This is a genomic window from Novosphingobium sp. EMRT-2, from assembly GCF_005145025.1.
Lineage (GTDB): Bacteria > Pseudomonadota > Alphaproteobacteria > Sphingomonadales > Sphingomonadaceae > Novosphingobium.
The window spans coordinates 2,532,603-2,556,131 of the sequence record NZ_CP039695.1 but is presented as its reverse complement, the minus strand read 5'-3'; the positions used below and the strand labels follow the sequence as shown (position 1 = coordinate 2,556,131).

At 68.2% G+C, this 23,529-nt stretch carries 19 protein-coding genes; 7 read left to right on the top strand and 12 right to left on the bottom strand.

The features are described 5' to 3' along the window. Window positions 1-3 precede the first annotated feature (3 nt). The 12 genes from FA702_RS12535 to FA702_RS12480 form a co-directional block, all read right to left on the bottom strand. Window positions 4-2,493 (bottom strand): circularly permuted type 2 ATP-grasp protein, encoded by a 2,490-nt coding sequence (locus FA702_RS12535; RefSeq protein ID WP_136956420.1) that lies wholly within the window; start codon window positions 2,491-2,493, stop codon window positions 4-6. After that, entirely contained in the window at window positions 2,493-5,885 is a 3,393-nt protein-coding gene (locus tag FA702_RS12530; protein ID WP_136956419.1) for a DUF2126 domain-containing protein, read from the bottom strand. Before FA702_RS12530 ends, FA702_RS12535 begins: the two co-directional genes overlap by 1 nt. Window positions 5,886-6,099: 214 nt before the next feature. Beyond that, window positions 6,100-7,254: a pyridoxal phosphate-dependent aminotransferase gene (locus tag FA702_RS12525; protein WP_136956418.1), complete on the bottom strand. Its 1,155-nt coding sequence runs from the start codon at window positions 7,252-7,254 to the stop codon at window positions 6,100-6,102. 28 nt (window positions 7,255-7,282) lie between these two features. Next, window positions 7,283-7,855, bottom strand: coding sequence for an NTP transferase domain-containing protein (locus tag FA702_RS12520; protein WP_168196060.1), 573 nt, complete (start codon window positions 7,853-7,855; stop codon window positions 7,283-7,285). Next, window positions 7,848-8,849 (bottom strand): XdhC family protein, encoded by a 1,002-nt coding sequence (locus FA702_RS12515; RefSeq protein WP_136956416.1) that lies wholly within the window; start codon window positions 8,847-8,849, stop codon window positions 7,848-7,850. The genes FA702_RS12520 and FA702_RS12515 overlap by 8 nt, the downstream gene beginning before the upstream one ends. A gap of 31 nt (window positions 8,850-8,880) precedes the next feature. Then, window positions 8,881-9,423, bottom strand: a complete 543-nt coding sequence (locus tag FA702_RS12510; protein WP_136956415.1) for a cytochrome C — start codon at window positions 9,421-9,423, stop codon at window positions 8,881-8,883. A gap of 44 nt (window positions 9,424-9,467) precedes the next feature. Continuing rightward, window positions 9,468-10,010, bottom strand: coding sequence for a methylamine dehydrogenase light chain (locus tag FA702_RS12505; RefSeq protein WP_136956414.1), 543 nt, complete (start codon window positions 10,008-10,010; stop codon window positions 9,468-9,470). A gap of 49 nt (window positions 10,011-10,059) precedes the next feature. Then, entirely contained in the window at window positions 10,060-10,662 is a 603-nt protein-coding gene (locus FA702_RS12500) for a methylamine utilization protein MauD (RefSeq protein ID WP_136956413.1), read from the bottom strand. Window positions 10,663-10,666: 4 nt separating this feature from the next. Next, a complete protein-coding gene (locus tag FA702_RS12495) occupies window positions 10,667-11,257 on the bottom strand; it encodes a MauE/DoxX family redox-associated membrane protein (protein ID WP_305036245.1) in 591 nt (196 codons plus the stop codon). After that, window positions 11,254-12,438, bottom strand: a complete 1,185-nt coding sequence (locus FA702_RS12490; RefSeq protein WP_136956412.1) for an amine dehydrogenase large subunit — start codon at window positions 12,436-12,438, stop codon at window positions 11,254-11,256. Before FA702_RS12490 ends, FA702_RS12495 begins: the two co-directional genes overlap by 4 nt. 118 nt (window positions 12,439-12,556) lie before the next feature. Continuing rightward, window positions 12,557-13,741: an MFS transporter gene (locus tag FA702_RS12485; protein ID WP_136956411.1), complete on the bottom strand. Its 1,185-nt coding sequence runs from the start codon at window positions 13,739-13,741 to the stop codon at window positions 12,557-12,559. A gap of 60 nt (window positions 13,742-13,801) precedes the next feature. Next, the gene (locus tag FA702_RS12480; protein WP_136956410.1) at window positions 13,802-14,437 is read right to left on the bottom strand and encodes a TetR/AcrR family transcriptional regulator; all 636 of its coding nucleotides are present in this window, start codon (window positions 14,435-14,437) and stop codon (window positions 13,802-13,804) included. A gap of 302 nt (window positions 14,438-14,739) precedes the next feature. On the opposite strand from FA702_RS12480, the gene FA702_RS12475 reads away from it, so the two are divergent. The 7 genes from FA702_RS12475 to FA702_RS12445 all read left to right on the top strand — a co-directional run bounded on the left by FA702_RS12475 (window position 14,740) and on the right by FA702_RS12445 (window position 23,519). Further along, on the top strand, window positions 14,740-15,201 hold the full coding sequence (locus FA702_RS12475) for a (2Fe-2S)-binding protein (protein WP_136956409.1): 462 nt from the start codon (window positions 14,740-14,742) through the stop codon (window positions 15,199-15,201). Continuing rightward, window positions 15,198-17,438 (top strand): molybdopterin cofactor-binding domain-containing protein, encoded by a 2,241-nt coding sequence (locus tag FA702_RS12470; protein ID WP_136956408.1) that lies wholly within the window; start codon window positions 15,198-15,200, stop codon window positions 17,436-17,438. Before FA702_RS12475 ends, FA702_RS12470 begins: the two co-directional genes overlap by 4 nt. 211 nt (window positions 17,439-17,649) lie before the next feature. Then, a complete protein-coding gene (gene peaA / locus FA702_RS12465; protein WP_370385468.1) occupies window positions 17,650-19,482 on the top strand; it encodes a quinohemoprotein amine dehydrogenase subunit alpha in 1,833 nt (610 codons plus the stop codon). After that, window positions 19,479-20,933 (top strand): quinohemoprotein amine dehydrogenase maturation protein, encoded by a 1,455-nt coding sequence (peaB, locus tag FA702_RS12460; protein ID WP_136956407.1) that lies wholly within the window; start codon window positions 19,479-19,481, stop codon window positions 20,931-20,933. Before peaA ends, peaB begins: the two co-directional genes overlap by 4 nt. Then, complete coding sequence (qhpC, locus tag FA702_RS12455) at window positions 20,930-21,259, top strand: quinohemoprotein amine dehydrogenase subunit gamma (protein ID WP_136956406.1); 330 nt, start codon at window positions 20,930-20,932, stop codon at window positions 21,257-21,259. The genes peaB and qhpC overlap by 4 nt, the downstream gene beginning before the upstream one ends. 94 nt (window positions 21,260-21,353) lie before the next feature. Then, on the top strand, window positions 21,354-22,463 hold the full coding sequence (locus tag FA702_RS12450) for a hypothetical protein (RefSeq protein WP_136956405.1): 1,110 nt from the start codon (window positions 21,354-21,356) through the stop codon (window positions 22,461-22,463). Window positions 22,464-22,487: 24 nt separating this feature from the next. Continuing rightward, window positions 22,488-23,519: a hypothetical protein gene (locus FA702_RS12445; RefSeq protein ID WP_136956404.1), complete on the top strand. Its 1,032-nt coding sequence runs from the start codon at window positions 22,488-22,490 to the stop codon at window positions 23,517-23,519. The last annotated feature ends 10 nt before the right edge of the window (window positions 23,520-23,529 follow it).

Below are 23,529 nucleotides of genomic sequence, written 5' to 3'. Positions count from 1 at the left end.
CCATCATACCAGCAGATTGCTGCGCACGACGGGTTCGGAGCGTTCGAACTGCAGGAAGTATCGCGCGGAAATCGCTTCGGACAAGGTCAGCAGGCGCCGTTCGGTTTCGCCCAGCAGAGCATCGTCGACGGCATCGATCGTCAGGCTGAGGAACGGCGCGAGCGCGGCGCGGGTTTCGCGCAAGGGCGCTTCGGGCAGGTTGTCCTCGCCCAACGCCGGCAGGACGGTGACATGTGCGGCGAGCGTCTGCAACTGGAACACCAGCGAGCGCGGATTTTCCCCATCGAGCAGCAGGAGGTCCAGCACCGGATCGCGCAACGGCAGGCTGAGATAGCGCGACCGGTAGGTTATCTGACTGTCGCACAGGTCCAGCAGCGCGCCCAGCGCATCGGCTTCCGGCAGCACGCCCAGCTGGCGCGTCATCCGGCAGACCGCGAGAGCGCGTTCCAGCCGTCGGCCGATGTCGAGGAAGCGCCAGGCCGGCCCGCGCACCATGTCCTCCGCCCCCAGCCCCGCCAGCGCGCCGAACCGCTCCACCAGTTCGCGCGCCACGCGCAGTAGCGCGCCCGGCCGGTGCGAATCCAGCTTGGGCATCGGCCGGCTGGCGATGCGCCAGAAATCGGGCGCGAACCGGTCGCGCAACGACAGGCCGACGCCGCGGATGTTCCCCAGCAGCGTGCTGACGCTGCCCGGCAGCCCGCCATCGCCCAGCGCGATGCGGCAGGCCTCGTGCGCGGACAGCTTCTGGTCCTTCGCGCGGATCGCGCCCCACAGGAACAGCAGTTCCACCAGCTTTTCGCGCACGGCGGGGTTGATGCCCGCGCCGGCATCGACCTCGATCGAACTGCCCAGGATCGAACGGACGATCCGCACCGTCATTTCCGCGCGCTCGCAATAGCGGCCGAACCAGAACAGGTTGTCCGCCGCCTGGCTGGCGAGGATGCCGCCGCCGCGCCGGATCGCCGGGGCATCGCCCAGGGTGGTCGATCCGTAATCCGGCACCGCCGCCGTATCGACCACGCAGACGTCGGCCGAGAGATCACCTTCGCCCATCAGCGAGGTGAGCAACCCGCCGGAGGACGCGAGCCGCGCGAATCCGCCGGGCATGACGGTCCATTCGCCATCCGGCCCGCGCGCCACGAACGCGCGCAGCGTGAACGGGCGCGGCTCGAACCGATCCCCCACCAGCGCGGGCGTGGTGGAAAGATGGACGATTTCCTGCCCGCAGTAGTCCATCGGACGCCGCTGCATCGCATCGAACAGCAGGTCGCGCGCGGAAGGGGAAAGGCTGGCCCCGGCTACGCCGCACCCGTCCTCCAGCCCCTCGACCGGCTGGCCGAACGCCGGCGTGATGACGAACTCGTCGAACCGCGCGCGCACGATGTCCGCTTCCACCGGCTGCCCGCACCACCATGTCGCGATGTTCGGCAGCAGCGGCTCCTCGCCCAGCAGGGTGCGGCACAGGCGCGGCATGAACGCGGCGAAGGCCGGTGCCTCCAGCAGTTCGACGCCCGGCCAGTTGGCCATCTCCAGCCCGCCCGAAGCCCAGGCATCGAACATGTCCGGCACGCCGATGGTCGAGCGCGCATCGAAGCTCAGCGGATCGAGCGCATTGGTGTCGATCCAGCGCCAGACCGCGTCGATCCGCTTCGGCCCGGCGATCGTGCGGATATAGAGCCGATCGTCGATCACCGCCAGATCGCGCCCTTCCACCAGCGGAAAGCCCAGATAACGCGCGAGATGGGCCTGTTCGGGATAGCTCTGGTTGAACCGGCCGGGCGTGAGCAGCGCGATGCGCGGGCTTTCGCGCTGGCAATCGCGGGCAATTCCCGCGCGCAGATCGCCGAAGAAGCGCGCGACGCGCCGGGCGTTGATCTCCGACAGCAGCGTGCCGGTGCCGCGCGACAGGGCCAGGCGGTTCTCCAGCGCATAGCCGATGCCGTTGGCCAGCCGCAGCCGGTCTCCCAGCACGCGCCACTGCCCGCGCGGCCCCCGCGCCAGATCGACCGCATAGACATGCAGGTAATGATCGGCGCGCGGCTTCAGCCCCACCATGTTGCGCGCGAAATAGCGGCTGCCCGCGATCACGGCGGCGGGCAGGAAACCATCGTCCACCAGCCGCTGCGGGCCATAGATATCCGCCACAAGCTGTTCGAGCAGCCGCGCGCGCTGGATCAGCCCGCGTTCCACCTCCGCCCATTCCTGCGCGCCGATCAGCAGCGGCATCGGCGTCAGCGGCCATTCGCGCTCCTCGTCATCGCCGGCGATGCGGAAGCTCATGCCCATGTCCTGGATCTGGCGCGCGACCAGTTCCTGCACCGAAAGGCCCGATTCCGCCGCCAGCGTGGACAGGCCGTTGGCCATGGCCACCCACTTTTCGGCGACATCGCCCGAGGCATGGCGAAACAGGTCGCCCGCGTCGACGTCGACCGGATAGTCCTGCAACCGGTTCATGGCCGGGGCGGGCGGCGCTGCGTTCTCGACCAACGCCATCAGATCAGATGCGCGGGACGCCTGAGATCGAGCGACATCGGAAACTCCCCTGCTGCTTCCTCGGCCGGAATGGCCTGGCTGCCCGGCGAATGGCCGTGATCCTGGAAGCGCGCCTTGCGCCGGGCTTCCGCTTCATAACCGTTGACGGGCACGGTATCATAGTTCCGCCCGCCCGGATGCGCCACATGATAGACGCATCCCCCCAGCGAACGGCCGTTCCACGTATCGAGGATGTCGAACGTCAGCGGCGCGTGGGCCGGCATCATTGGGTGCAGGCAGTTGGCGGGGAACCACGCCTTGTAACGCACCCCGGCCACGGCCTCGCCCGGAACGCCGGTCGGCTGCAGGGGCAGCCGCCGCCCGTTGCAGGCGATCACGTGGCGGCCCGGCACCAGCCCGCTGGCGCGGATCTGCAACCGTTCGGTCGAACTGTCGACATAGCGCACCGTGCCGCCGATCGCGCCGGTTTCGCCCAGCACGTTCCACGGCTCCAGCGCGTGCGCCACTTCAAGCTGCACGCCGCCGCCCTCGACCGCGCCGTGCACCGGGAAGCGGAACTGGCGCTGTGCCTCGAACCACACCGGATCGAAATCGTACCCCGCAGCGCGCAGATCGGCCAGCACGTCGAGGAAATCGGCCCAGACGTAATGCGGCAGCATGAAGCGGTCGTGCAACTGCGTGCCCCAGCGCACCAGCGGTCCGTCCTGCGGCTGCTTCCAGAACCAGGCGGTCAGCGCCCGCAGCAGCAATTGCTGCGCCAGGCTCATCCTGGCGTCGGGCGGCATCTCGAACCCGCGGAACTCGACCAGGCCGAGCCGACCAGTCGGGCCATCGGGCGAAAACAGCTTGTCGATGCAGATTTCGGTGCGGTGGGTATTGCCCGTCACGTCGACCAGCAGGTTGCGGAACAGCCGATCGACCACCCAGGCCGGCGGCTGCGGCTGATCCGGCGGGGGAACCTGCGCCAGCGCGATCTCCAGTTCGTAGAGCGCATCGTGCCGCGCTTCGTCGATGCGCGGGGCCTGGCAGGTCGGGCCGATGAACATGCCTGAAAACAGGTAGCTGAGCGCGGGATGGCGCTGCCAGTAAAGCACGAAGCTCTTGAGCAGGTCCGGCCGGCGGATGAACGGCGAATCGAGCAGGGTCGGCCCGCCCAGCACGATGTGGTTGCCGCCGCCGGTGCCGACGGAGCGGCCATCGACCATGAACTTGTCCGCCGTCAGTCCCACTTCGCGCGCGCATTCGTACAGCGTTTCGGTGATGTCCACCGCTTCGCGCCACGATTTTGCCGGCTGGATGTTCACTTCGATCACGCCGGGATCGGGGGTAATCTTCAGCACCGTCAGGCGCGGATCGGGTGGCGGTGGATAGCCCTCGATCCGGATCGGCACGCGCGTTTCCTCGGCGACCTGCTCCACCGCCGCGATCAGGTCTAGATAATCGTCCAGCGATTCCACGGGCGGCAGGAACACGGACAAGTAGCCGTCCTTCGGCTCCACCGTCAGCGCGGTGCGGACGGCGCCTTCGATCGCGACCTGTTCGATCCGGCGTTGCGCCGTCCCCGCCGGGCCTTCGACGGCGATGCTCGCCTGTTCGGCGACGGCTTCCGCCGGGGTCGCGGCATCGCGCACCTGGTGCCCGCGCTCCGCCACTTGCGCGCGGAAATCGGCCAGCGGCTCGCGCGGCTCGGCGGTATCGCGGGGGTGGATATAGGGATAGTCGGACGGCGGCACGAACGGCAGCGATCCCAGCGGCAGGCGATAGCCCAGCGCGCTGTCGCCCGGCACCGCATAGAGCGCGCCGCGCCGCACTTTCCAGCGTTCGCTCTGCCAGCGCGTCACCCGCGATGGCGCGGCGTGCCAGCGCTGCACCGGCAGGACATAGCCCACCGGCCTGGTCAGCCCGCGCTGGAACGTGCGCATGAAGCGCTGCCGTACTTCGGGATCGTCCAGCTGCGGATCGGTGGGGCTCGTGTTGGCGGGAAGCTCGGCCTCCTTCACGATCCATTCCACCGCGTCTTCATAGACCGGCTGGACGAAGTCCTCCTCCACCCCCAGGTTGCGGGCGGCGGTGGTCAGGAACACCTCCGCCATCGCGGCGTCGGGCTGCGGCGTATCGGCATCAGCCGGCTGCGCCTGCGGCAGCCGTTCCCCGGCGATCAGCGATGGATCGCGCCAGATCGGCACGCCATCGGCGCGCCAGTAGATCGAATAGCCCCAGCGCGGCAGGCTTTCGCCGGGATACCACTTGCCCTGCCCGTGGTGGAGCAGCGAACCCGGCGCGAACCGTTCGCGCAGCAGCCGGATCAGCCGGTCGGCATAGGCGGCCTTGGTCGGGCCGACCGCCGCGCTGTTCCATTCGGGCGCCTCGAAATCGTCGTCGGCGATGAAGGTCGGCTCGCCGCCGATGGTCAGGCGCACGTCGCCCGCCGCCAGATCGGCGTCCACCTTGTCGCCCAGCGCGAGCAGGGCATCCCAGCGCGCCTCGGTGAACGGCTTGGTGATCCGCACCGCTTCCTGGATGCGCGAGACTTCCATCTCGAACCGGAAGTCCGAATGGACCGGCTCCATCACCACGCCTTCGATCGGCGCGGCGGAGCGGTAGTGCGGCGTGGCGCAGAGCGGAATATGGCCTTCGCCCGCGAACAGGCCCCAGGTGGCGTCCAGCCCGATCCAGCCGGCACCGGGAACATAGACTTCGGCCCAGGCGTGCAGGTCGCAGATGTCCTGCGACACGCCCTTCGGTCCATCGACCGCCACCACGTCGGGCGTCAGCTGGATCGAATAACCCGAGACGAACCGCGCGGCGAACCCCAGGCGGCGCAGCAACTGCACCAGCAGCCACGCCGAATCGCGGCACGATCCGGTGCCGATCTCCAGCGTTTCCTCGGGCGACTGCACGCCCGGTTCCATGCGGATGACATAGCCGACGGTCTGGTTGACCGCCTGGTTGATCTCCACGAGAAAATCGATCGTGCGGCCCTGATGGCCCTGGAAGCGCTGGTACAGCGCATCGAACAGCGGGCCTTGCGGTTCCGTCTCGAAATAGGCGGCAAGATCGGAGGCCAGCGCGGGCGCATAAGTGTAGGGGTATTCCTCGGCGTATTCCTCGACGAAGAAATCGAACGGGTTGATCACCGCCAGCTCGGCCAGCAGGTCCACCTCGATCTGGAAATGGTCCACCGGCTCGGGAAACACGATCCGCGCCTGCCAGTTGCCCAGCGGGTCCTGTTGCCAGTTCAGGAAGTGGTTGGCCGGGCTGATCTTCAGCGAATAGTTGGGCACCGCCGTGCGGCTGTGCGGCGCGGGTCGCAGGCGGATGACCTGCGGCCCCAGCATGACCGGCTTGTTGTAGGAATAGCGCGTGAGGTGATGGAGACCCGCCTTGATCATGGTTGCGGACAGTGCGCCAAACAATGCTGCACCGCAACACGTAATGGCGCCGTCGCGGGCAAAAATCGGGCTTGTCGGTTTTGCGAACGGAGGGGCATGGAAGGCCCCCCCCCCCGGCCCCTCCCGCAAGCGGGAGGGGAGCGAGACTTGCGTCGCCGACGGCGACGTTAGTCGCAGCGGGGTGCGCGTCCCATGCGCTGCCTTTCCATCCCCCTCAGACCGAGACGGCCCGCGCTTCCGCCATGCGCGCCGCGAACCACGGGCGCATCCGCTCGATCGCGTCGATCACCCGGTCGGTCGATACCGCGAAGCTGATACGGATGAACCGGTGCCCCTCGACCGGGTCGAAATCGATGCCCGGCGCGGTGGCGACGCCGGTTTCCTCCAGCAGGCGAATGCAGAAGGGCAGGCTGTCGTCGGTCAGGTGCCCGATGTCGGCGTAGATGTAGAACGCGCCGTCGGGCGGGGCGATGCGGCCCAGCCCCATGCCCGGCAGCGCCGCCAGCAGCAGATCGCGGTTGCGCGCATAGGTGGTGACATGGCCTTCGAGTTCGTCGCGGCAATCGAACGCGATCAGCCCGGCGTGCTGCGCCAGCACCGGCGGCGTCAGGAACAGGTTGCCCATCCGTGCCCGCGCCTGGTCCACCAGCGCGGCGGGCACGACCACCCAGCCCAGCCGCCAGCCGGCCATGCTGAAATACTTGGAGAAGCTGTTGACCACGATCGCCTGGCGGTCTTCCGCCAGCATCGACACCGCCGGCGCGCCATAGGTGATGCCGTGGTAGATCTCGTCCGAGATCACGCGGATGCCCTTGCGACGGCAGACCTCGGCGATCGCGGCCAGTTCGGCGGGTTCGATCACCGTGCCGGTCGGATTGGCGGGGCTGGCCAGGATCAGCCCGTCGGGCGCCGGCTCCAGCGCGTCGAGCGCGGCGGCGGTCACCTGATAGCGCTCCGCCGCGCCGCACGGCAGTTCCACCGGCTCCATATGCAGCGCGCGGAGGTTGTTGCGATAGGCAACGTAACCGGGCCGCGCGATGGCGACGCGCGCGCCGGGATCGAACAGCAGCGACAGCGCCAGCACCAGGCCCGGCGATGCCCCGCAGGTCAGCACGATCTGTTCGGGATCGATCACCGCACCGCAGGTTTCCTTGTAGTGCCGGGCAATCCGCGCTTTCAGCTTCGGGCTTTCCCAGTAGCCCATGGGATCGGTATCCAGCACATGGTGCGCGGCGGCGATCGCCTGCGCGGGCGCGCCGGTGGACGGCTGGCCAAACTCCATGTGAATGACGGCGCGCCCCTCCGTGCCCAGGCGATGGGCGATGCGGCTGACGGCAATGGCGTGAAAAGGCTCTAGGCGGGCGGTCATGCTCTGCCGATTAGCACGGGCTTCCGCATCACAGAAGACCCGCGGCCCGGACAAGATCTTCCGGCCGGTCCACATCCAGCTCGGCGCCCGGCGGCAGCGGCAGGCAAGGTGCACCGGTCAGCAGCGCGCCAGCGCCCCGGTCCCCGGACAGGGCCTCCAGCGCGCCGAAGTGCCTCGCGCCGAACAGCGCCGGCGGCATGCGTTGCCCCGCCGCGCTGCTGGCGATGCGATCCCCGTCGAATGCCCCCACCAGCGCCGCGACGTGCGCGGTCGGCACCAGCGGCATGTCCGCCAGCGCGATCAATACACCCCGCGCGCGCGCCGCTCGCGCCGCCGCCACGCCGATCGCCAGCGAACGCGATTGCGGTGCGTGGGGAGGATCGAGCGGCAGCGTCGTCCAGCCCAGCGGGGCGAGATTAGGCGTGTCGTCGCGCACGACGGCAAGGTGCTGTGCGAAGGGCAGGCCTGCCAGCATGGCGGCGGCATGAAACGCCACCGGGCGGCCGCCCAGGTCCGCGCCCAGCTTGGCGCCTCCGAACCGCGCGCCGCGCCCCGCCGCCAGCAGGAGGGCTACTATCCCCGAAAAATCCGGTTCAGCCACGCGGGACGACGGGCGGCTCCGCGCGAGCAACCAGCCGCGTCGCGCCTGCGGTCCATTCCGCACCGCCGGCGCAGGCCTGATAGTCCTGTACCACCTCGCCCAGGATCGACAGTGCGAGCGTCGCCGGATCGCGCGTCGACGGGATCAGGCCGATCGAGCCGCGCAAGGCATCGATCCGCGATTCCGGCACGCCCGCCGCGCGCAGCATGTCCACCCGCGCGCGGTGCGTCCGCCGGCTGCCGATCGCGCCGTGATAGAACGCCGGCGCGGCCAGCGCGCGCGGCAGAAGGGCCTCTTCCCAGTCGTGGTCGTGGAACAGGAAGACGATCGCCGTCCACGCATCGCTCGCGAAAGCCACCTCGGCCGTGCGCGAGGCCATCGGATGCACCGCCATCGCCCCGGCGGCTTCCCGCATCAACGGATCGCGTTCGGGCGCATGCGCGACGACCTCGATGCCGAACGCCATGGCCAGCCGGGCGAGCGCAGCAAGGTCTTCGCCCTGCCCCACCGCCACAAGCCGCAGGGGCGGCACGTAGTGCTGCACGAACGCGTCCGCGCTCCATCCTGCCGGGGCATCGGCCCCGGCAGGCGCGGCCCCCGCGACGCCGAGCGCGAGCGCCATCGGTTCGCGTCGGGCCAGCGCCCCCAGCACGGCCACGATCGATCGCGCATCGCGGCAGGGCGTGAACAACAGGTCGATGCCCCCGCCGCAAGGCAGGCGGATATCGATATAGGGGGAGCCGGAGCCGTAGCGAATCACCCGCCCCTCGCCGCGCGCCAGCACCTCCAGCGCCTCGGCGATCACCGCCGCCTCGATGCAGCCGCCGGAGAACGAGCCAGCGTGGCGGCCATCGGCCAGCACCGCCATCTGCGTGCCGATCGCACGCGAAGACGTGCCTTCAATGCCGGTCAGCGTCACCAGCACGCCCTCCACGCCGTCAGCCGCGCCGCGCGCCAGCAGGCGCAGGATGTCGATGGGCGTCGGCGCGATCATCGGGCCAGCTTAGCGCATTCCCCCGCCCGGGTCACTTCGTCTCGCCCGGATAGAGCAGGCCGAGCGAGGCGGGCGCCCGGCACTTGCGGATCGCATCGGCGGCATGGCGCGCGCGTTCGGCGGTCAGCGAGGCCGAATCCATCACCAGCGGCCGTTCGCGCGTCACTTCCGCGCCCGTGAACGGCCTGGTCCCCGGCGGCACGCTGTCCGCGCCGATCACGAAGACCACGTAGTTCATCATGTCTGCCAGTTCGGCGTTATCCTTGATCCGGCTGTGCGCGATATTCGGCAGGCGCAGCAGGTAGGCGCGCGATTGCGGCGTGCACATGAACCAGCCGACGCGGCCGAACAGTTCGGGCAGCGGTGCGGGCGCGGACTTGCCCTGCACCCCGTGGCAGCCGGCGCAATGCTCGACATAGTCCGACCGCGCCAGTTCCGGATCGACCATCACCGTCGCCGGAGCGGGCTGGACCGGACTGGGCTGGGCCGGCGTGGCGCGCACGTCCGCGCGCCCGACGGCGCAGACCAGCGCGATCAGCGCCAGGCAGAAAACGGGCCAGGAACGAAACGCCATGCCGCCAATATCCCTCTGCACACCCCTTTCGCGCAATCGCCCCGTCAGGCGGGACCGACGAGCACGGCGGTGGAGCAGTGGTATTCCATGCTGCTCGTGCCGAAGCACCAGATCACGTCGTTGTTGAGCTGCGGCACGTAGAGCTGCGTCTCGCGGTCGGTGTTGTTGCAATCGCACTGCATGCAGTACGACTTGCCGCAGCAATCGCGGTAGGCGATCAGGTAGGACTTGCCGTCATCGGGATTGACGCAGGTGCCCACCCAAGAGACGGGCGAAGGTTCCGCGCCGGGCGGGCAGGTGTGGATGCCGCCGCCGCAGCAGGTGCACAGCGAACCGTCGATCGCGCAATAGCGCCAGTAATCGCACTTGGTGTTGTCCTTGCTCTGCGCCACGCGGGCGAAAGCGGTCTTGCCTTCGCCCGACCGGTCGGGCTTGGCCGCTTCCGCCCGGCTGACCGGCAGCAGCGGAAACACCGGGGCGGCCACCAGCGCCGCGCCCAGCCGCGCCAGGATGCCACGGCGCGAGGTGCCGCCCGCGAAACGGCGAAGCAGCGTTTCGCCCATGGCGTCCGCATCGAACTTCTTCATGACCATGCCCCCTTGAAATTGTCCGCGCGGGCAAGCCGCGCCACAGCCATCACGCCACTTCCGCCTTCAGGCTGCCGATATAGTCCTGCACCGAACGGACGCCCATCTCGTGCGCGATCACCAGGCTCTCCAGGTGTTCGCGGCTGTTGACCAGCCCCTTGGACAACACCGTGCCATCGGCATCGAGCAGCACCGCGTAAGGCAGCTTGCCCACCTCGAACGCCTGCCCCACGTCCGGCCCGTTGATGAACTGGTACGATCCGATTCCGTGCTGTTCGATCATCCCGCGCTGCACCGCCGGATCATCGTCCCCCACGAAGATCAGCTGGACGCGTTCGTCCCGCGCGAACGACTTGGCCATCGGGATCAGCCCCTTGCACAGCGGGCAGGCGGCGGAGACGAACATCAGCAAGCGTAGCGCCGATCCGGGGGCGGCACCGCCCACGGTCACCGCCGCGCCATCGAGCGTCCGCGCAGGAATGGCCGGCGACGATGCTCCCACCGAAGGCCCGCCCGCCGTGGTCAGCGCGCCCGCCGGCGCCACGCGCATGTGCAGCACGCCCACCTGACGCGCCAGCGCCAGCATCGCGACGACGAGCGCGAGGATCACGCCCCACGAAAGGACCTGCGAAACGATAAGCGCCGTCAGCATGGGCTCACCTCCGTTTGATTCCAGCGTTGACTCTGGCCGCGACAGGCGAGACAGCCAGCGCGGCAATGGCGTTGAAGAGCAGATAAAGAACGAACAGGCTGACCCCGCCGACAATGGCAATCGCCAGTTCGAGGCCGGTGGACGGCAGCGCGGCCGGCAGGCGCAACGCCACCAGGATCATCAGCACGATATTGCGCGCCACCAGCGGCCAGCCCAGCGTCTGGCGCAGTTGCGACCGGCCGCAGCCGCAGTCGATCGAACGCCGCCCGCGCGCGATGTTCACCGCCATCGCCCCAGCGAACAGCCCCAGCAGGACCAGCGCGGGCACCACGGCGAAGGGCGGTCCGCCGGCCAGCAGCGCCAGCCCGAGCGCCAGTTCGCCCCATGGCAGCACCGCCGCCACCGGCGCGACCAACGCATCGGGAAGCAGCCGGTAGTTGGCGATCACGCCGGGCAGCACATCGCGATGAAGCAGCTTCGACGCGCCCGCGTGCACGAAGACCAGGCCCACGCCGCACGCGCCCGCCAGCCCCATCACGCGCAGGCCCGTCATGCCCAGGCCCGAAACCGCAAGATCGGCGGCGAGGGCGCTCACCGCGCTTCCACCACCGTGATCACGCCGCTGCCGGCCCGGTCGAGCTTCAGCGATTCGTCCCAGGTCTTCACGTCGACCACATGGACCGTTCCCGCTTCGCCGCCGGAATACATCAGCTTGGGATCGGCTTCCTGCGTCACCTCGATCGTGGTAGCCGGATCGGTGATCGGCACGCGCTTCACCACTTTCTTCGCCGCGAGATCGACGTCCCAGATTTCCGTGCCGCCGGCCTTGTGCGTCCAGTATTCGCCCAGATGCATCAGCACGAACAGATGGCCGGACGCGCGGTGGAGCGCCATCGGCTGCCCCCCGCCGGGATACCAGTTGACGTCGAGCGGCTTGGTGTCGCCCGCGCGCAGCCCGGCCGCCACCTGGATCGAGAAGGGCTCGGAAACCGTGGGCGCCGCCGCCATCTTCGCGGTATAGATCTTGCCGGTGTAGGACAGGAAAACCGCCTGCTGCTTCGTCTTGTCGTAGATCAGGTTGTCGAAGATCGGATCGTCGGTCGCCGAAAAGAACGGGGCCGAATGGGTGATCGCGGGCTTCGCGGCACCCGCCGTGACCGTGGCCAGCGAACCATCGGCGCAGAGCGCGGAGAAGCCGGCGCCGGGATTGGGGATCAGGCTGGCGCAGCCGGGCAGCTCGATCGCGCGCAGGAACTTGCGCTTTTCCAGATCGACCACGCTGACCGACGACGCGGGGCTGAAGTTATAGACGAAACCCAGCTTGCCGTCGTCGCTCAGGATGAAGTCCTGCTTGCGGCCGCCGATCAGCAGACGGCCGGGAATCGGGATTTCGGCCTGCAGTTTGAGATTCGTCGAATCATAGACCGTGACCATGTCCTGCCGCGTGCCGCGATTGCCCTTGCTCCAGATCGTTTCGGCCACGTAGTAGAACTTGCCCGCCGGATCGATCGCCATATCCGCGAGAACCGCCATCTGCACCAAACCCAGCATCTTGCCGTTGCCGGTGTCGTAGATCGCGGTGCCGGGGGATACGAAACCGCGGTTCACGAAAATCCAGCCTGGCTTGGGCGGCGTGATCGAGGCGACGTCCGATTCTTCGGGCTCCGTGGGATTGGCGGTGTCGGCCAAGGCCTGCGGCGCGTCGATCGCCGACAGCGCGAGGCAGGCGGCAAGCGTCGGGATGGCGGATAGCATGCGGCTGGCAATGGATTTCATCTGACCTAGACCCCCTGGGTTGCGACGGCCGACGCGACGCCCTCGCCCTGCTCTTGCCCCCGCAAGATCGCACGGCGCAGCGATGTCGGATGAAGGTTTGACGTTCGTCCAGTTTTAGTCAAGCGCCTAGTGCGGCGGGTACGCCACCCTTTTCAGGGCTTGCGGCAGGCACCCCCGCAAATCCGGCGCGGACCGCCCAGCCCACCGAGAGCAGCCCGCCTGTCAGCGCCAGCGCCACGCCGATCAGCAACCCGTCGCGCCCGAACAGCGCCATCATCGCCGTTCCCAGCAACGGCCCGGCGATCAGCCCAAGGCTGTGCGTGCAGGCCACGAACACGCGAAAGCGCGAATCCCGGCTCGTCGCCGTCGCCAGCCCGGAGCAGCGGATGATGATCGCGGTGGAACCGATGTTGAGCAGCACGATCGAGGCGACATAGGCGCCGTCCGCCCCCGGCACCGTCAGCACCACCGGCGATGCAAGCGCCAGCCCCGACAGCAGGGCGGTGAACGGCAGCGGCACCAGCAGCCGCTCGCGCATCACCGCCGCCGCGGTCAGCGCGCCGACGACGGAGCCGATCGCCACGGCTTGCCCGATCGTGCGATCGGCGATGCCCGCGCGCGTGGCCAGCGCGGCCGAGAAGCTCCACACCAGCATCGTCGAACAGATGAACCAGAAGGTTGCCGCCGCCAGCGCCCAGCCGGCGGCCGGCACCGCGCTCCGTCCAGGGACGACGCCGGACGGGCCATCTATCATCGATGCCGACCGCACGAACGGCACCAGCACCACCAGCGCGAGGGCCGGCACCAGCGCCATCGCCATCAGCGCGGTTTTCGCGCCGGCCGCCAGCATGAGTTCGGGCAAGGCCAGCGAAACCAGAGTCGAAAGAATGAGCTGGGTCAGATAGACCGCACCATAGGCCTTGTTGGGCCGGCGCGCGGCGTAGGCGGCCATGGTGGTGGCATAGATCACCCCCATGGCCAGCCCATAGCCGGCGCGGCACGCCAGCACCAATGCCAGACTGTCGGCAACGACAACCGCCACGCTGCCCAGAAGCGCCAGCACGGCCGCCGCCAGCACGATCCACCGGGGCAATACCGGCCCCAGCCGCCAGACGGTCAGTGCGCCCAGCGCCGATCCCGCCTGGGTGAAGCCCACGACCAGGCCGTGCGCTTCCAGCGGCACGGGCCGCGCATCGCTCAACACCGTCAGATAGATGGGATCGATGCCGGGTTGCAGGCATCCGAGCGCGGCCGCCAGCGACGCCGCCCCAACGCTCCTCCCGATGATCGCCCTGTTCCGCATCCGGCACACTCACAGCCCTGGGGTCAGGACCCTGCCGCGCCGCGTGCTGCTTCGCGCGCCTTACCGAAGGCCGGAAATCTGTTCCGGCGTTATCGTTCTGGCGAGATCGACCAGCGCGCGGGCCGCTATGGTCCGGAACGCCATCATCTTCGCGGCCCACGGTTTTTCATATCCGAGGAATGGCGTAGAGCCTTCCATCGACGCGCTGATATAAAGCGCAACTGTGTGCACCTGATCGGGCGAGAGCCGGGGATTGAGCAGCGCCACGTATTCGCCGATGAAATCGTGGACCCCCTGATAGAAGGCCCTGACCCGATCCGCGATGAATTCGTTCTGGTTGGCCAGCGCCCACAGTTCGGTAAACAACCGCGTGGTGCGCTTGCCGGCAATGTCGTCCAGGCAGATCTCGATCAGCAGGCGCAGCCGCTCCTCCGCCGTCAGGTCGGGCTGGCGGACGCGGTTCTCCAGCAGCTTGTCATAGCTTTCCAGCAACTCGTCGAGCAGGATCTGGATCAGCATTTCCTTGCGCGGAAAATGGTAGCTGACGTTGCCCACCTTCATCCCGCATTCGGCGGCGATCCGGCGGATTGTGAACGCGCCCGCGCCTTCATCTATCAGCACGGTCAACGCGGCCTTGAGAATGGCGTCGACCGTCTCGGTGCCGCGCGTATAGGTTCCCGGACGCGTGGCTATCATGTGGGCGACATCGCTTGCCATTGCACCCGGCCTAACACTCCTGAACGTGGCTCGCCAGCCCGACTGCCCCCGCCCAACCTTTTTAATTCCGCGCGCGCAACAACGCTTGACGGATACTTGATGCCTGTCCAATATTCGCGACGTTTTCAAGCCAAATTCTTGAAACCGGGCAACAAAGGTTTCCATCCTGCCGACGTTCCGCGTTACGGAATATCCGTTTGGCAATGGCGCATCCCCATGCGCCTGGCCTAAGAGGCGAGCGGGATGAGAATATCCGCGCGATCAAGCATGAAGGACTGCCGATGGCCATTTCGCTGACCGTCAACCGCAAGAAGCGCGTCGTCGACGCGGACGCCGACAAACCGCTGCTGTGGGTCTTGCGCGAAGACCTGAACCTGCCCGGCACCAAGTTCGGCTGCGGCGCGGGCCTGTGCGGCGCCTGCACCGTGCTGCTGGACGGGAACGCCGTGCGATCGTGCCAGACGCCGATCGCCGATGCGGCCGGCAAGCAGATCACCACGATCGAGGACGTGGCCTCGCTTCCGGTAGGCAAGAAGGTGGTCGATGCCTGGGTCGATCTCGACGTCCCGCAATGCGGTTACTGCCAGGCCGGTCAGATCATGTCCGCCACCGCGCTGCTGACGCAGACGCCCAAGCCGACGGCCGAGGACATCGAGGGCGGCATGAGCGGCAATATCTGCCGTTGCGCCACCTACCTGCGCATCCAGAAGGCGATCCGCAAGGCGGCGGGAGTGGCGGCATGAGCATCGTGAAAGATCGGGAAGCCGTTGGCGCGGCGCTGAGCCGCCGCTCGTTCCTCGCCGCGTCGCTCGCGGGCGGGGCGGTGCTGACCTTCGACGCCCGGATCGCGCTGGCGCAGGCGACTGGCGCGGCCGGTGGCGTGGCTGGCGAACCTGTCGTGCTCACCGCCTTCATCCGCATCAACGCGGACAACAGCGTGACCATCGGCGCCAAGAATCCCGAGATCGGCCAGGGCGTGAAGACCATGCTGCCGATGCTGATCGCCGAGGAACTCGACGTGGCGTGGAGCCAGGTCCGCATCGAGCAGACCGACGCCGACGACAAGCGCTATGGCCTTCAGGTCGCCGGCGGCAGCACCGCGACGCCGAACAACTGGCTTCCCATGCGTCAGGCCGGTGCGGCCGCGCGCGCCATGCTGGTGGCGGCGGCGGCGAAGCAGTGGGGCGTCGCCCCGTCAGCGCTTTCGACCGAAGCCGGCAAGGTGATCGACAAGGCCGGCGGGCGCAGCGTGCCCTATGCCGCGCTGGCGCGCGAGGCGGCCGGCATGCCGGTGCCCGATCTCGCCACGGTGCCGCTCAAGCCGGCGGAGGCGTTCCGCATCATCGGTCAGCCGATGCCGGGCGTGGACACGCCGAAGATCGTCAAGGGCACACCCCTGTTCGGGATCGACACGCACCTGCCCGGCATGCTCCACGCCGCGCTGGTCAAGTGCCCGGCGTTCGGCGGCACCATCGCCCGGATCGACGACGCGGCGGTGCGCGGGATTCCGGGCGTCGTCGCCGTGGTGCCGGTCAACAGCGGCCTTGTCCCGCCGGGGCAGCAGGATGCCGTCGCGATCGTCGCCGACAGCTGGTGGAAAGCCAGCAAGGCCCGCGAAAAGCTGGTGGTGGCGTGGGACGATGCCACGCAGAAGCAATTCTCGACCGCCGGCTATGCGAAGCAGGCCGCCGATGCGCTGGGCGCCGCGCCGCAGGCCGATCTGTTCAAGGCCGGCGATGCGGACAAGGCGCTGGCCGGGGCGGCGAAGACGGTGACCGCCGACTATTCCTACCCCTTCCTTGCCCACGCCACGCTGGAGCCGCAGAACTGCACCGCGCTGTGGACGGCGGACGGCAAGCTGGAGCTGTGGGCGCCCGCGCAGAATCCGGGCGCCGGGCGCAGGGAAGTGGCCGCCATGCTCGGCATCGCGCCCGAAGCGATGACCATCCACATGACGCGCATCGGCGGCGGTTTCGGCCGCCGGCTGATGAGCGACTACATGGTGCTGGCGGCGCAGGTGGCGAAGGGCGTGCCGGGCCGGCCGGTCAAGCTGCTGTGGGACCGCACGGACGACCTGCGGCACGATTACTATCGCCCCGCCGGCTGGCACCGCTTCACCGCCGGCCTCGATGCCAAGGGCGCGCTGATCGCGTTCAAGGACCACTTCATCACCTTCGGCGCGGACGGCAAGCCGATCCGCGCGGCGGAAATGAGCTCCACCGAATTTCCCGCTCCGGTAGTGCCCGATGCCCACCTGGGCGCGACCTATCTCAAGACCAACCTGCCGACCGGCTGGCTGCGCGCGCCGACGTCCAACGCCATGGCCTTCGTGTACCAGGGCTTCCTCGACGAGGTGGCGGAAGCCGCCGGCCTCGACTTGCCCGAACTGATGCGCCGGACGCTGGGCGCACCGCGCGAACTGCCGACCGAGCGCAAGGGGCTGGTGTTCCACACCGGCCGCGCCCGCAGCGTGATCGACGCGGTGTGCAAGGCCGCGAACTGGACCGGGCGCACAGGCCCCGCCAAGGGCGCGGGCGATGCGGTCAAGGGGCGCGGCTTCGGCTTCTATTTCAGCCATCGCGGCTATTTCGCGGAAGTCGTCGACGTCACGGTCTCGGGCGGAACGTCGGTGAAGGTCGACAAGATCTGGATGGCGGGCGACATCGGCAGCCAGATCATCAATCCGCTCAATGCCGAACACCAGTCGCAGGGCGCGGCGATCGACGGCATCGCGCAGGCGCTGGTGTGGCAGCCGGTGGTGCAGGAGGCGGGCGCGATCACGGCCGACAACTTCGGCGATTTCCCGCTGCTGCGCATCGATGCCGTGCCGCGCGATGTCGCGATCACCTGGGTGAAGAGCGATTTCCCGCCCACCGGGCTGGGCGAACCGGCGCTGCCGCCGGTCATTCCGGCGATCGCCAACGCCATCCGCGCCGCCACCGGCAAACGGCTGCGATCCCTGCCGTTGCAGTTGACCTGATCGCGGCCCGAACGCCGCCCGCCAGGACAGTTTCCAACATCCAAAAGGCGTGTGATTCCAATCGGATCACACGCCTTTTTTCGCATCTGCAAAAAAGATTGGCGGCACCGCAACAAAGGCGTTGACCAATCTTGGACAACCGTCAAGCTTATCCCCGTGACCCGCGCTCGAATCGCGCTGCTTACGGTCCAATCAGGGGGATTTCGCGAGCATGGCCTACCCGGATACCGAGTCCCGTCCACTCGATGCGCAGGATGCCGCCGCCAGCCCGTCGTGGCGGGCCGCGCTGACGGCTCGCTTTTCGTTGCGCCCGTTGCTGTTGGCGGGCCTGTGCACCGCGACCGCCGTCGTCGCGCAGGCCGGCGGCATGACCGGTGGGGCGGACAAGCCGGAGAGCGAGGAAGGCATCCCGGTCACCGACAGCCTGACCAAGGAAAAGTGCGGCGCGTGCCATACCGCCGATGCCAAGGGCAATCTTTCGCGCATTTCCTGGCTGCGCACCACGCCGGAAGGCTGGGCGCAGGCGATCAAGCGCATGGTCAAATTGAACGGCTTGCAGATCACGCCCGAGGAATCGCGTCAGGTGGTCCGCTATCTTTCGGCCAGTCATGGCCTTGCGCCCGAGGAAGCGAAGCCGGTGATGTACCTCGTGGAGCATCGCATCCAGGACGAGACCAACATCCCCAGCGAATCCCTGCGCGGCGCCTGTGCTACCTGCCACGCCTTCGCCCAGCCGCTGTCCTGGCGCCGGTCGGGCACCGAATGGAAGCTTCTGCAGGATTTCCACGTCGCGCTCTATTCGCAGGCCGACGTGCAGTATCGCCGCCCCGCCACGGACGAGCCCGGCGCGGTCTTCGGCCAGCCCACGCCGATCGTGACCAAGCCCGGTGCGACGCCGGTGACGCAGGGCCAGATCGCGCTGGACTACACGCGCAAGGTCGCCCCGCTGCACACGCCCGAATGGACACAGTGGAAGTCCCGGATGCAGGACCCGCGCCTGGCCGGCAAATGGCTGGTCAGCGCCTCTGCCCCCGGCAAGGGCCGGTTCGTCGGCACGATGACCATCGGTGCCACGGCCGACAGCGACGAATTCAAGACCGGCATCGCGCTGCGGTCGCTGACCGACGGATCGACACTGAGCCGGACCGGCAACGGCATCGTCTATGCCGGCTACAGCTGGCGCGGACGCTCCGCGCCGTCCGCGCAGCCTTCGGCACCCGACGCGCTCGACAATCCGACGCGCGAGACGATGTGGTTCTCGCCCGATCGCAAGAACGCCGAAGGCCGTTGGTTCTGGGGGGAATATCAGGAATTCGGATTCGACGTGAAGCTGGTGCGCGCCGACGGCAGCCCGACGATCGGCGCTGTCTGGCCGAACGCGATCAAGGCCGGCACCAGGGGGGTGGACGTCCACATTTTCGGCGATAGCCTGCCGGCTGCGCCGACTGCGAAGGATATCGACCTTGGCGCCGGGCTAGCGGTGACCAGGGTCGTCACCGCGAGCCCCACCGAAATCGTCGTATCTGTCGATGCCGCCCCCGGCGCTGTCGCCGGCGTGCATGATGTTTCGGTGGGGAGCGCGGTGCTCGCTTCGGCCCTGCCGGTCTATCGCAAGGTCGATTACCTGAAGGTCACGCCCGACACCAACCTTTCGCGGCTGGGCGGCGCGCACTTCGCCAAGGGCTACGCCCAGTTCGACGCCGTGGGCTTCGACAACGGCCCCGATGGCAAGCCCAACACCGCCGACGACGTGAACGTCGGCCCCGTCGCCGCGGACTGGAGCGTCCAGGAATTCCAGTCGGTCTGGTACGATGACGACAAGGCCTATGTCGGATCGATCAGCCAGAAGGCGCTGTTCACGCCGAACGTGGACGGCCCCAACCCGCAACGCAGCGGCAACCGCAACAACTATGGCGAAGTGTGGATCGTCGCCACGGCCAAGGCCGAAAAGGACGCCCAGGGCAAGCCGCTGACGGCCAAGTCCTACCTCGTCGTCACCGTTCCCGCCTACAAGCGCTGGGACCAGCCGGAGGTTTCCCAATGACGACCATGCTGGCCCACCGCTACCGGCGCGGCGAACTACACGAATTCCGCTCGTCCGACACGGACTTCATGTACCTGGTTTCGGCGGGCGCGATCTTCGCGCTCGACGAAGGCACCCGCGCCGTGCTCGATCTGCTCGACGAGGGCGAGATGAGCCACGAGGAACTGGCCACGGCACTGGCCGGCGCGGGCCATTCCCCGGCGGACGCGGAGGACCTGATCCGCGAATTGCGGCAGGTCCGCGCGATCCATTCGGAACAGGTCACCACCGCGCCCGCGCCGTCCGCCCCGCCGGCGGACTATCCCCTGCAGGCGCTGGTGCTCAACGTCACCAACCAGTGCAACCTGGCCTGCACCTATTGCTACGAATTCGGCGCGGACAAGATCGCCACGCCCGCCGGCAAGCCGAAATACATGGCGCTGGAAACCGCGAAGTCCTCGGTCGATTTCCTGCTGGCCGGATCGGGCAACCGCGAAGCGGTGCACATCACGTTCTTCGGCGGCGAAACGCTGATGAACTTCCGCCTGCTGCGCGACGTGGTGGGCTATGCAAACGAGCAGGCGGCGGCGCAGGGGCGCAAGATCACCTTCAGCCTGACCACCAACGCCACGCTGCTGACCGACGAGATCATCGATTTCCTCTCGGACAACGCGATCGGCGTCACGGTCAGCATGGACGGCCCGGCGGAAATGCAGGACGCGCGCCGCGTGTACAAGAGCGGCAAGGGCAGCTACGCGGTGATCGAGCCGCGCCTGCGCAAGCTGATCGCCCGGCACCGGACGCGCGCGATCACCGCGCGCGTCACCCTGACGGCCGGGGTCACCGACGTGATCCGCATCTACCGCCATCTCAAGGACGACATCGGCTTCCACGAAGTGGGCTTCGCGCCAGTAACGACCGCGGGCGAGGAGCGCGAGTATTCGCTGAACGGCGATGACATGACCGGCGTCCTCGCCGGTTTCCACGCCCTTGCCGAAGAGTGGCTGGACTATGCGCTGCACGGGCGGATGCACGGCTTCACCAACGTCAGCGAAACTATCGGCGAACTGATCCAGGGCACCAACAAGTCGCACCCGTGCGGCGCGGGGCTGGGCCTGCTGGGCGTGAGCCCGTCGGGCGATCTTTCGCCCTGCCACCGCTTCACCGATGCCGATACGCACACGCTGGGCCACATCTCCACCGGGATCGACCAGGGCAAGCGCGAGGACTTCCTCTCGCGCGGGCACGTCCAGGCCAAGTACGAATGCCAATCGTGCTGGGCGCGCCCGCTTTGCGCCGGCGGCTGCCATCACGAGGCCTTCGTCCGCTATGGCGATACCGGTCACGCCAACCTGCATTATTGCGACTGGATCCGCCAATGGACCGATACGTGCCTGAAGATCTACGGCACGCTGGCCGTGCGCAACCCCGGCTTCCTCGAACGCTTCGCTGAACGAAAGGGCTTGTCATGAAGCATCTCAAGCCGATCAATAAGAAGGCCCAGAAGATCGAAGAGACCATCACTTCGGTCGAAGAAGACGTCGTCGCGCTGCAGCAGCAGCCGCGCCCGCACGTGCCGATGGGGTGCACCCTGTCGTTCTCGCCGGGGTGGGAAGTCGATGCCGGGGGCGGCACGGCGGGCCTGTGCCAGCCGGTCGAGCGCGACATCTACGATTGCTACGTCACCTGCTTCTGGCCGGTGCAAGTGCCCGACCACGTCAACTATTCGCCGGACTGGGCGAGCAATTGCGCGGCGGCGACGAAGGACTGGCGCAATCTCGATCTCGTCTTCCCGTGATCGGGCGCACCCGCGCCTGCCACGCCGAACCCTGACCATCCGGGGCGGACCTGCCGCGTTCCTGCGGCGCGCCCCTTCGAGGAAGAGAAGCACGATGAAGCAGCTTCGTTCCCTGCCCGGCCTCAAAGTCCTGATCCCCGCCGCTGCCGCCATCGTGGCCGCCGTCGCGCCTGCCCATGCCGGCACGATGATGATCGGCACGTATCCGGACAAGCTGTTCACGATCGACGACACCAACGGCGCGATCACCGATCGCATCCAGCTGCAGGCGGGCCTGCCCACATCGCTGCGCCTGTCCAACGACAAGGCGAAGATCTACGTCACCACGATCACCACCAGCGGGATCGTGGTGCTGGACAACGCCACGCGGCGCATCCTCAACCAGTTCAGCCTGAACACGCCTACCACCAAGTACCGCTTCATGGGCGGCGTTCCCGATCCGACGGGCCGCTGGTACTACACCCAGCTCATCCGCTTCGACAAGGAACCGGACCGCTACAAGGTGAGCAAGCCGCTCTACGCGGTGATCGATCTTCAGCAGAAGAAGGTCGCGCGGACGGTGGAGATCGATCCACAGGACGATACGCTCGGCGGCTTCCGCCCGACCTTCGCGCTCTCGCCCGACGGCAAGACGCTGTACAAGTTCGGCGACAAGGTGCTGGTGATCGATACGGCGACCCTCAAGGTCAGCGACCGGCTGGACCTGGCCAAGCCCGAAACCACCGGCATGGAGAACGTGGCGTTCGGCGGCGGCGTGGAAGCGTTGCAGAACCCCAACGAGTTCGTCTCGCTGTTCAACGCGTCCGACCCCTATGTCCATGCCAAGATGTTCGGCATCGGGCGCTTCAACCTGACCAACCGCACGTTCGATTTCACCCCGGTCGGCCCGGTGCCCACCGGCATGGCCGGGCTGGAAGTGACGCCCGACGGCAAGGACGGCTATACCGTCGTCACCAACGGCACGCTCGGCAACAAGCGTTGCGAATTCTGGCACTTCGACATGGCCACCAACAAGGTGATGGAGAAGGCCGAATTCCACTGCCGTTCGCGCTTCTCGTTCGGCATCTCGGCCGACGGGCAGAAGCTGTACATCCACGGCGCAAGCTATGACATCGAGGTGTACGACGCCAAGACGCTCAAGTACGAACGCACCTGGGATCTTGGCGCCGATGCCACCATGGCTGGCCTGCTCCATCTGAAATAGCGGAAAGACGATGACAGGACGCCCATGACCGGACCACAGCCAGCGGTGCGATTGCGGGGCGGCGGCGTTTCCGTCGCGACCTGCGCGCACCTGCTGGCGCAAGACGGGTTTTGCTTGGCGGGGGCGGCGGTCGAACCGCGCGCCCCCGTTCCCGTCATCATGCTGAGCGATCCGGCGCTGGCGCTGCTGCGCGACATCTTCGGCCGGCCGAGCCTGTTCGCCGCCTTGCCCCGCATCGAACGACGCGTGGTTTCGTGGGGCGGCAGCGTGTCCGCGCCGCTGCCGCATGGCGCGGCGGTGGTGACCGGGGCGCAGATCGAGGCCGAACTGGGCCTGCCGGCACTGCCCGCCGGGTTCCCGCCGGCGGCTAGCGAGGCCCCCGCCCCCTTCACCATCCACGGCGCGCCCCCGTTTCCCGAGCCGGCGCTGCGCCGCTTCGGCACGCGCGAGGCGGTGGCCGCGCCGGTCACGCTGCGCGCGGGGGCCGATCACGCGACCTGCCATGTCGAAGCCACGCCCAAAGGCTGGCTGTTCCTGATTCCGCAAGGGGCGGACGCCGCCTGGCTGCTGGGCGTGGGCTGTTCGCCGGAAGCCTTGCTCGCGCAAAGCCGCCTGATCGCGCCGCTCATCGACACGCTGGGGCCGGCGGGCGCGCGCTTCGAAACCGCGCCGCGCCTGCTGGACCAGGTCGCCGGGCCGGACTGGATCGCCTGCGGCACCGCGGCGATCGCCTTCGATCCGATCTGCGGTGACGGCACCGCGCAGGCCGCGCGCGAGGCCATCCTCGCCGCGGCGGTGCTGGCCGCGATCCGCGACGGCGGCGATCGGGACGCGCTGCTGGGGCATTACCGGGCCATGCTGATCGCCGCGATGCGGCGGCACCTGCAGGTCAGCCTGCCGTTCTACCGCTCAGGGGGCGACACGCCCTGGTGGCGCGAACAGGCAGACGCGCTGGCGCAGGGCCATGCCTGGTGCACCGGCCAGTTGGCGCGCGTGCCCGAACCGCGCTTTTTGCTGCGTGGCAACCGCCTGTTCGCGCGGGAGGCGGCCGCCTGAGCCAGCCTCC

What these genes read in the sequence shown, in the direction of transcription:
- FA702_RS12535 (WP_136956420.1), bottom strand. Translation starts at nt 2,493, where the DNA reads ATGGCGTTGGTCGAGAACGCAGCGCCGCCCGCCCCGGCCATGAACCGG.
- FA702_RS12530 (WP_136956419.1), bottom strand. Translation starts at nt 5,885, where the DNA reads ATGATCAAGGCGGGTCTCCATCACCTCACGCGCTATTCCTACAACAAG.
- FA702_RS12525 (WP_136956418.1), bottom strand. Translation starts at nt 7,254, where the DNA reads ATGACCGCCCGCCTAGAGCCTTTTCACGCCATTGCCGTCAGCCGCATC.
- FA702_RS12515 (WP_136956416.1), bottom strand. Translation starts at nt 8,849, where the DNA reads ATGATCGCGCCGACGCCCATCGACATCCTGCGCCTGCTGGCGCGCGGC.
- FA702_RS12510 (WP_136956415.1), bottom strand. Translation starts at nt 9,423, where the DNA reads ATGGCGTTTCGTTCCTGGCCCGTTTTCTGCCTGGCGCTGATCGCGCTG.
- FA702_RS12505 (WP_136956414.1), bottom strand. Translation starts at nt 10,010, where the DNA reads ATGAAGAAGTTCGATGCGGACGCCATGGGCGAAACGCTGCTTCGCCGT.
- FA702_RS12500 (WP_136956413.1), bottom strand. Translation starts at nt 10,662, where the DNA reads ATGCTGACGGCGCTTATCGTTTCGCAGGTCCTTTCGTGGGGCGTGATC.
- FA702_RS12490 (WP_136956412.1), bottom strand. Translation starts at nt 12,438, where the DNA reads ATGAAATCCATTGCCAGCCGCATGCTATCCGCCATCCCGACGCTTGCC.
- FA702_RS12485 (WP_136956411.1), bottom strand. Translation starts at nt 13,741, where the DNA reads ATGCGGAACAGGGCGATCATCGGGAGGAGCGTTGGGGCGGCGTCGCTG.
- FA702_RS12480 (WP_136956410.1), bottom strand. Translation starts at nt 14,437, where the DNA reads ATGATAGCCACGCGTCCGGGAACCTATACGCGCGGCACCGAGACGGTC.
- FA702_RS12475 (WP_136956409.1), top strand. Translation starts at nt 14,740, where the DNA reads ATGGCCATTTCGCTGACCGTCAACCGCAAGAAGCGCGTCGTCGACGCG.
- FA702_RS12470 (WP_136956408.1), top strand. Translation starts at nt 15,198, where the DNA reads ATGAGCATCGTGAAAGATCGGGAAGCCGTTGGCGCGGCGCTGAGCCGC.
- peaA (WP_370385468.1), top strand. Translation starts at nt 17,650, where the DNA reads ATGGCCTACCCGGATACCGAGTCCCGTCCACTCGATGCGCAGGATGCC.
- peaB (WP_136956407.1), top strand. Translation starts at nt 19,479, where the DNA reads ATGACGACCATGCTGGCCCACCGCTACCGGCGCGGCGAACTACACGAA.
- qhpC (WP_136956406.1), top strand. Translation starts at nt 20,930, where the DNA reads ATGAAGCATCTCAAGCCGATCAATAAGAAGGCCCAGAAGATCGAAGAG.
- FA702_RS12450 (WP_136956405.1), top strand. Translation starts at nt 21,354, where the DNA reads ATGAAGCAGCTTCGTTCCCTGCCCGGCCTCAAAGTCCTGATCCCCGCC.
- FA702_RS12445 (WP_136956404.1), top strand. Translation starts at nt 22,488, where the DNA reads ATGACCGGACCACAGCCAGCGGTGCGATTGCGGGGCGGCGGCGTTTCC.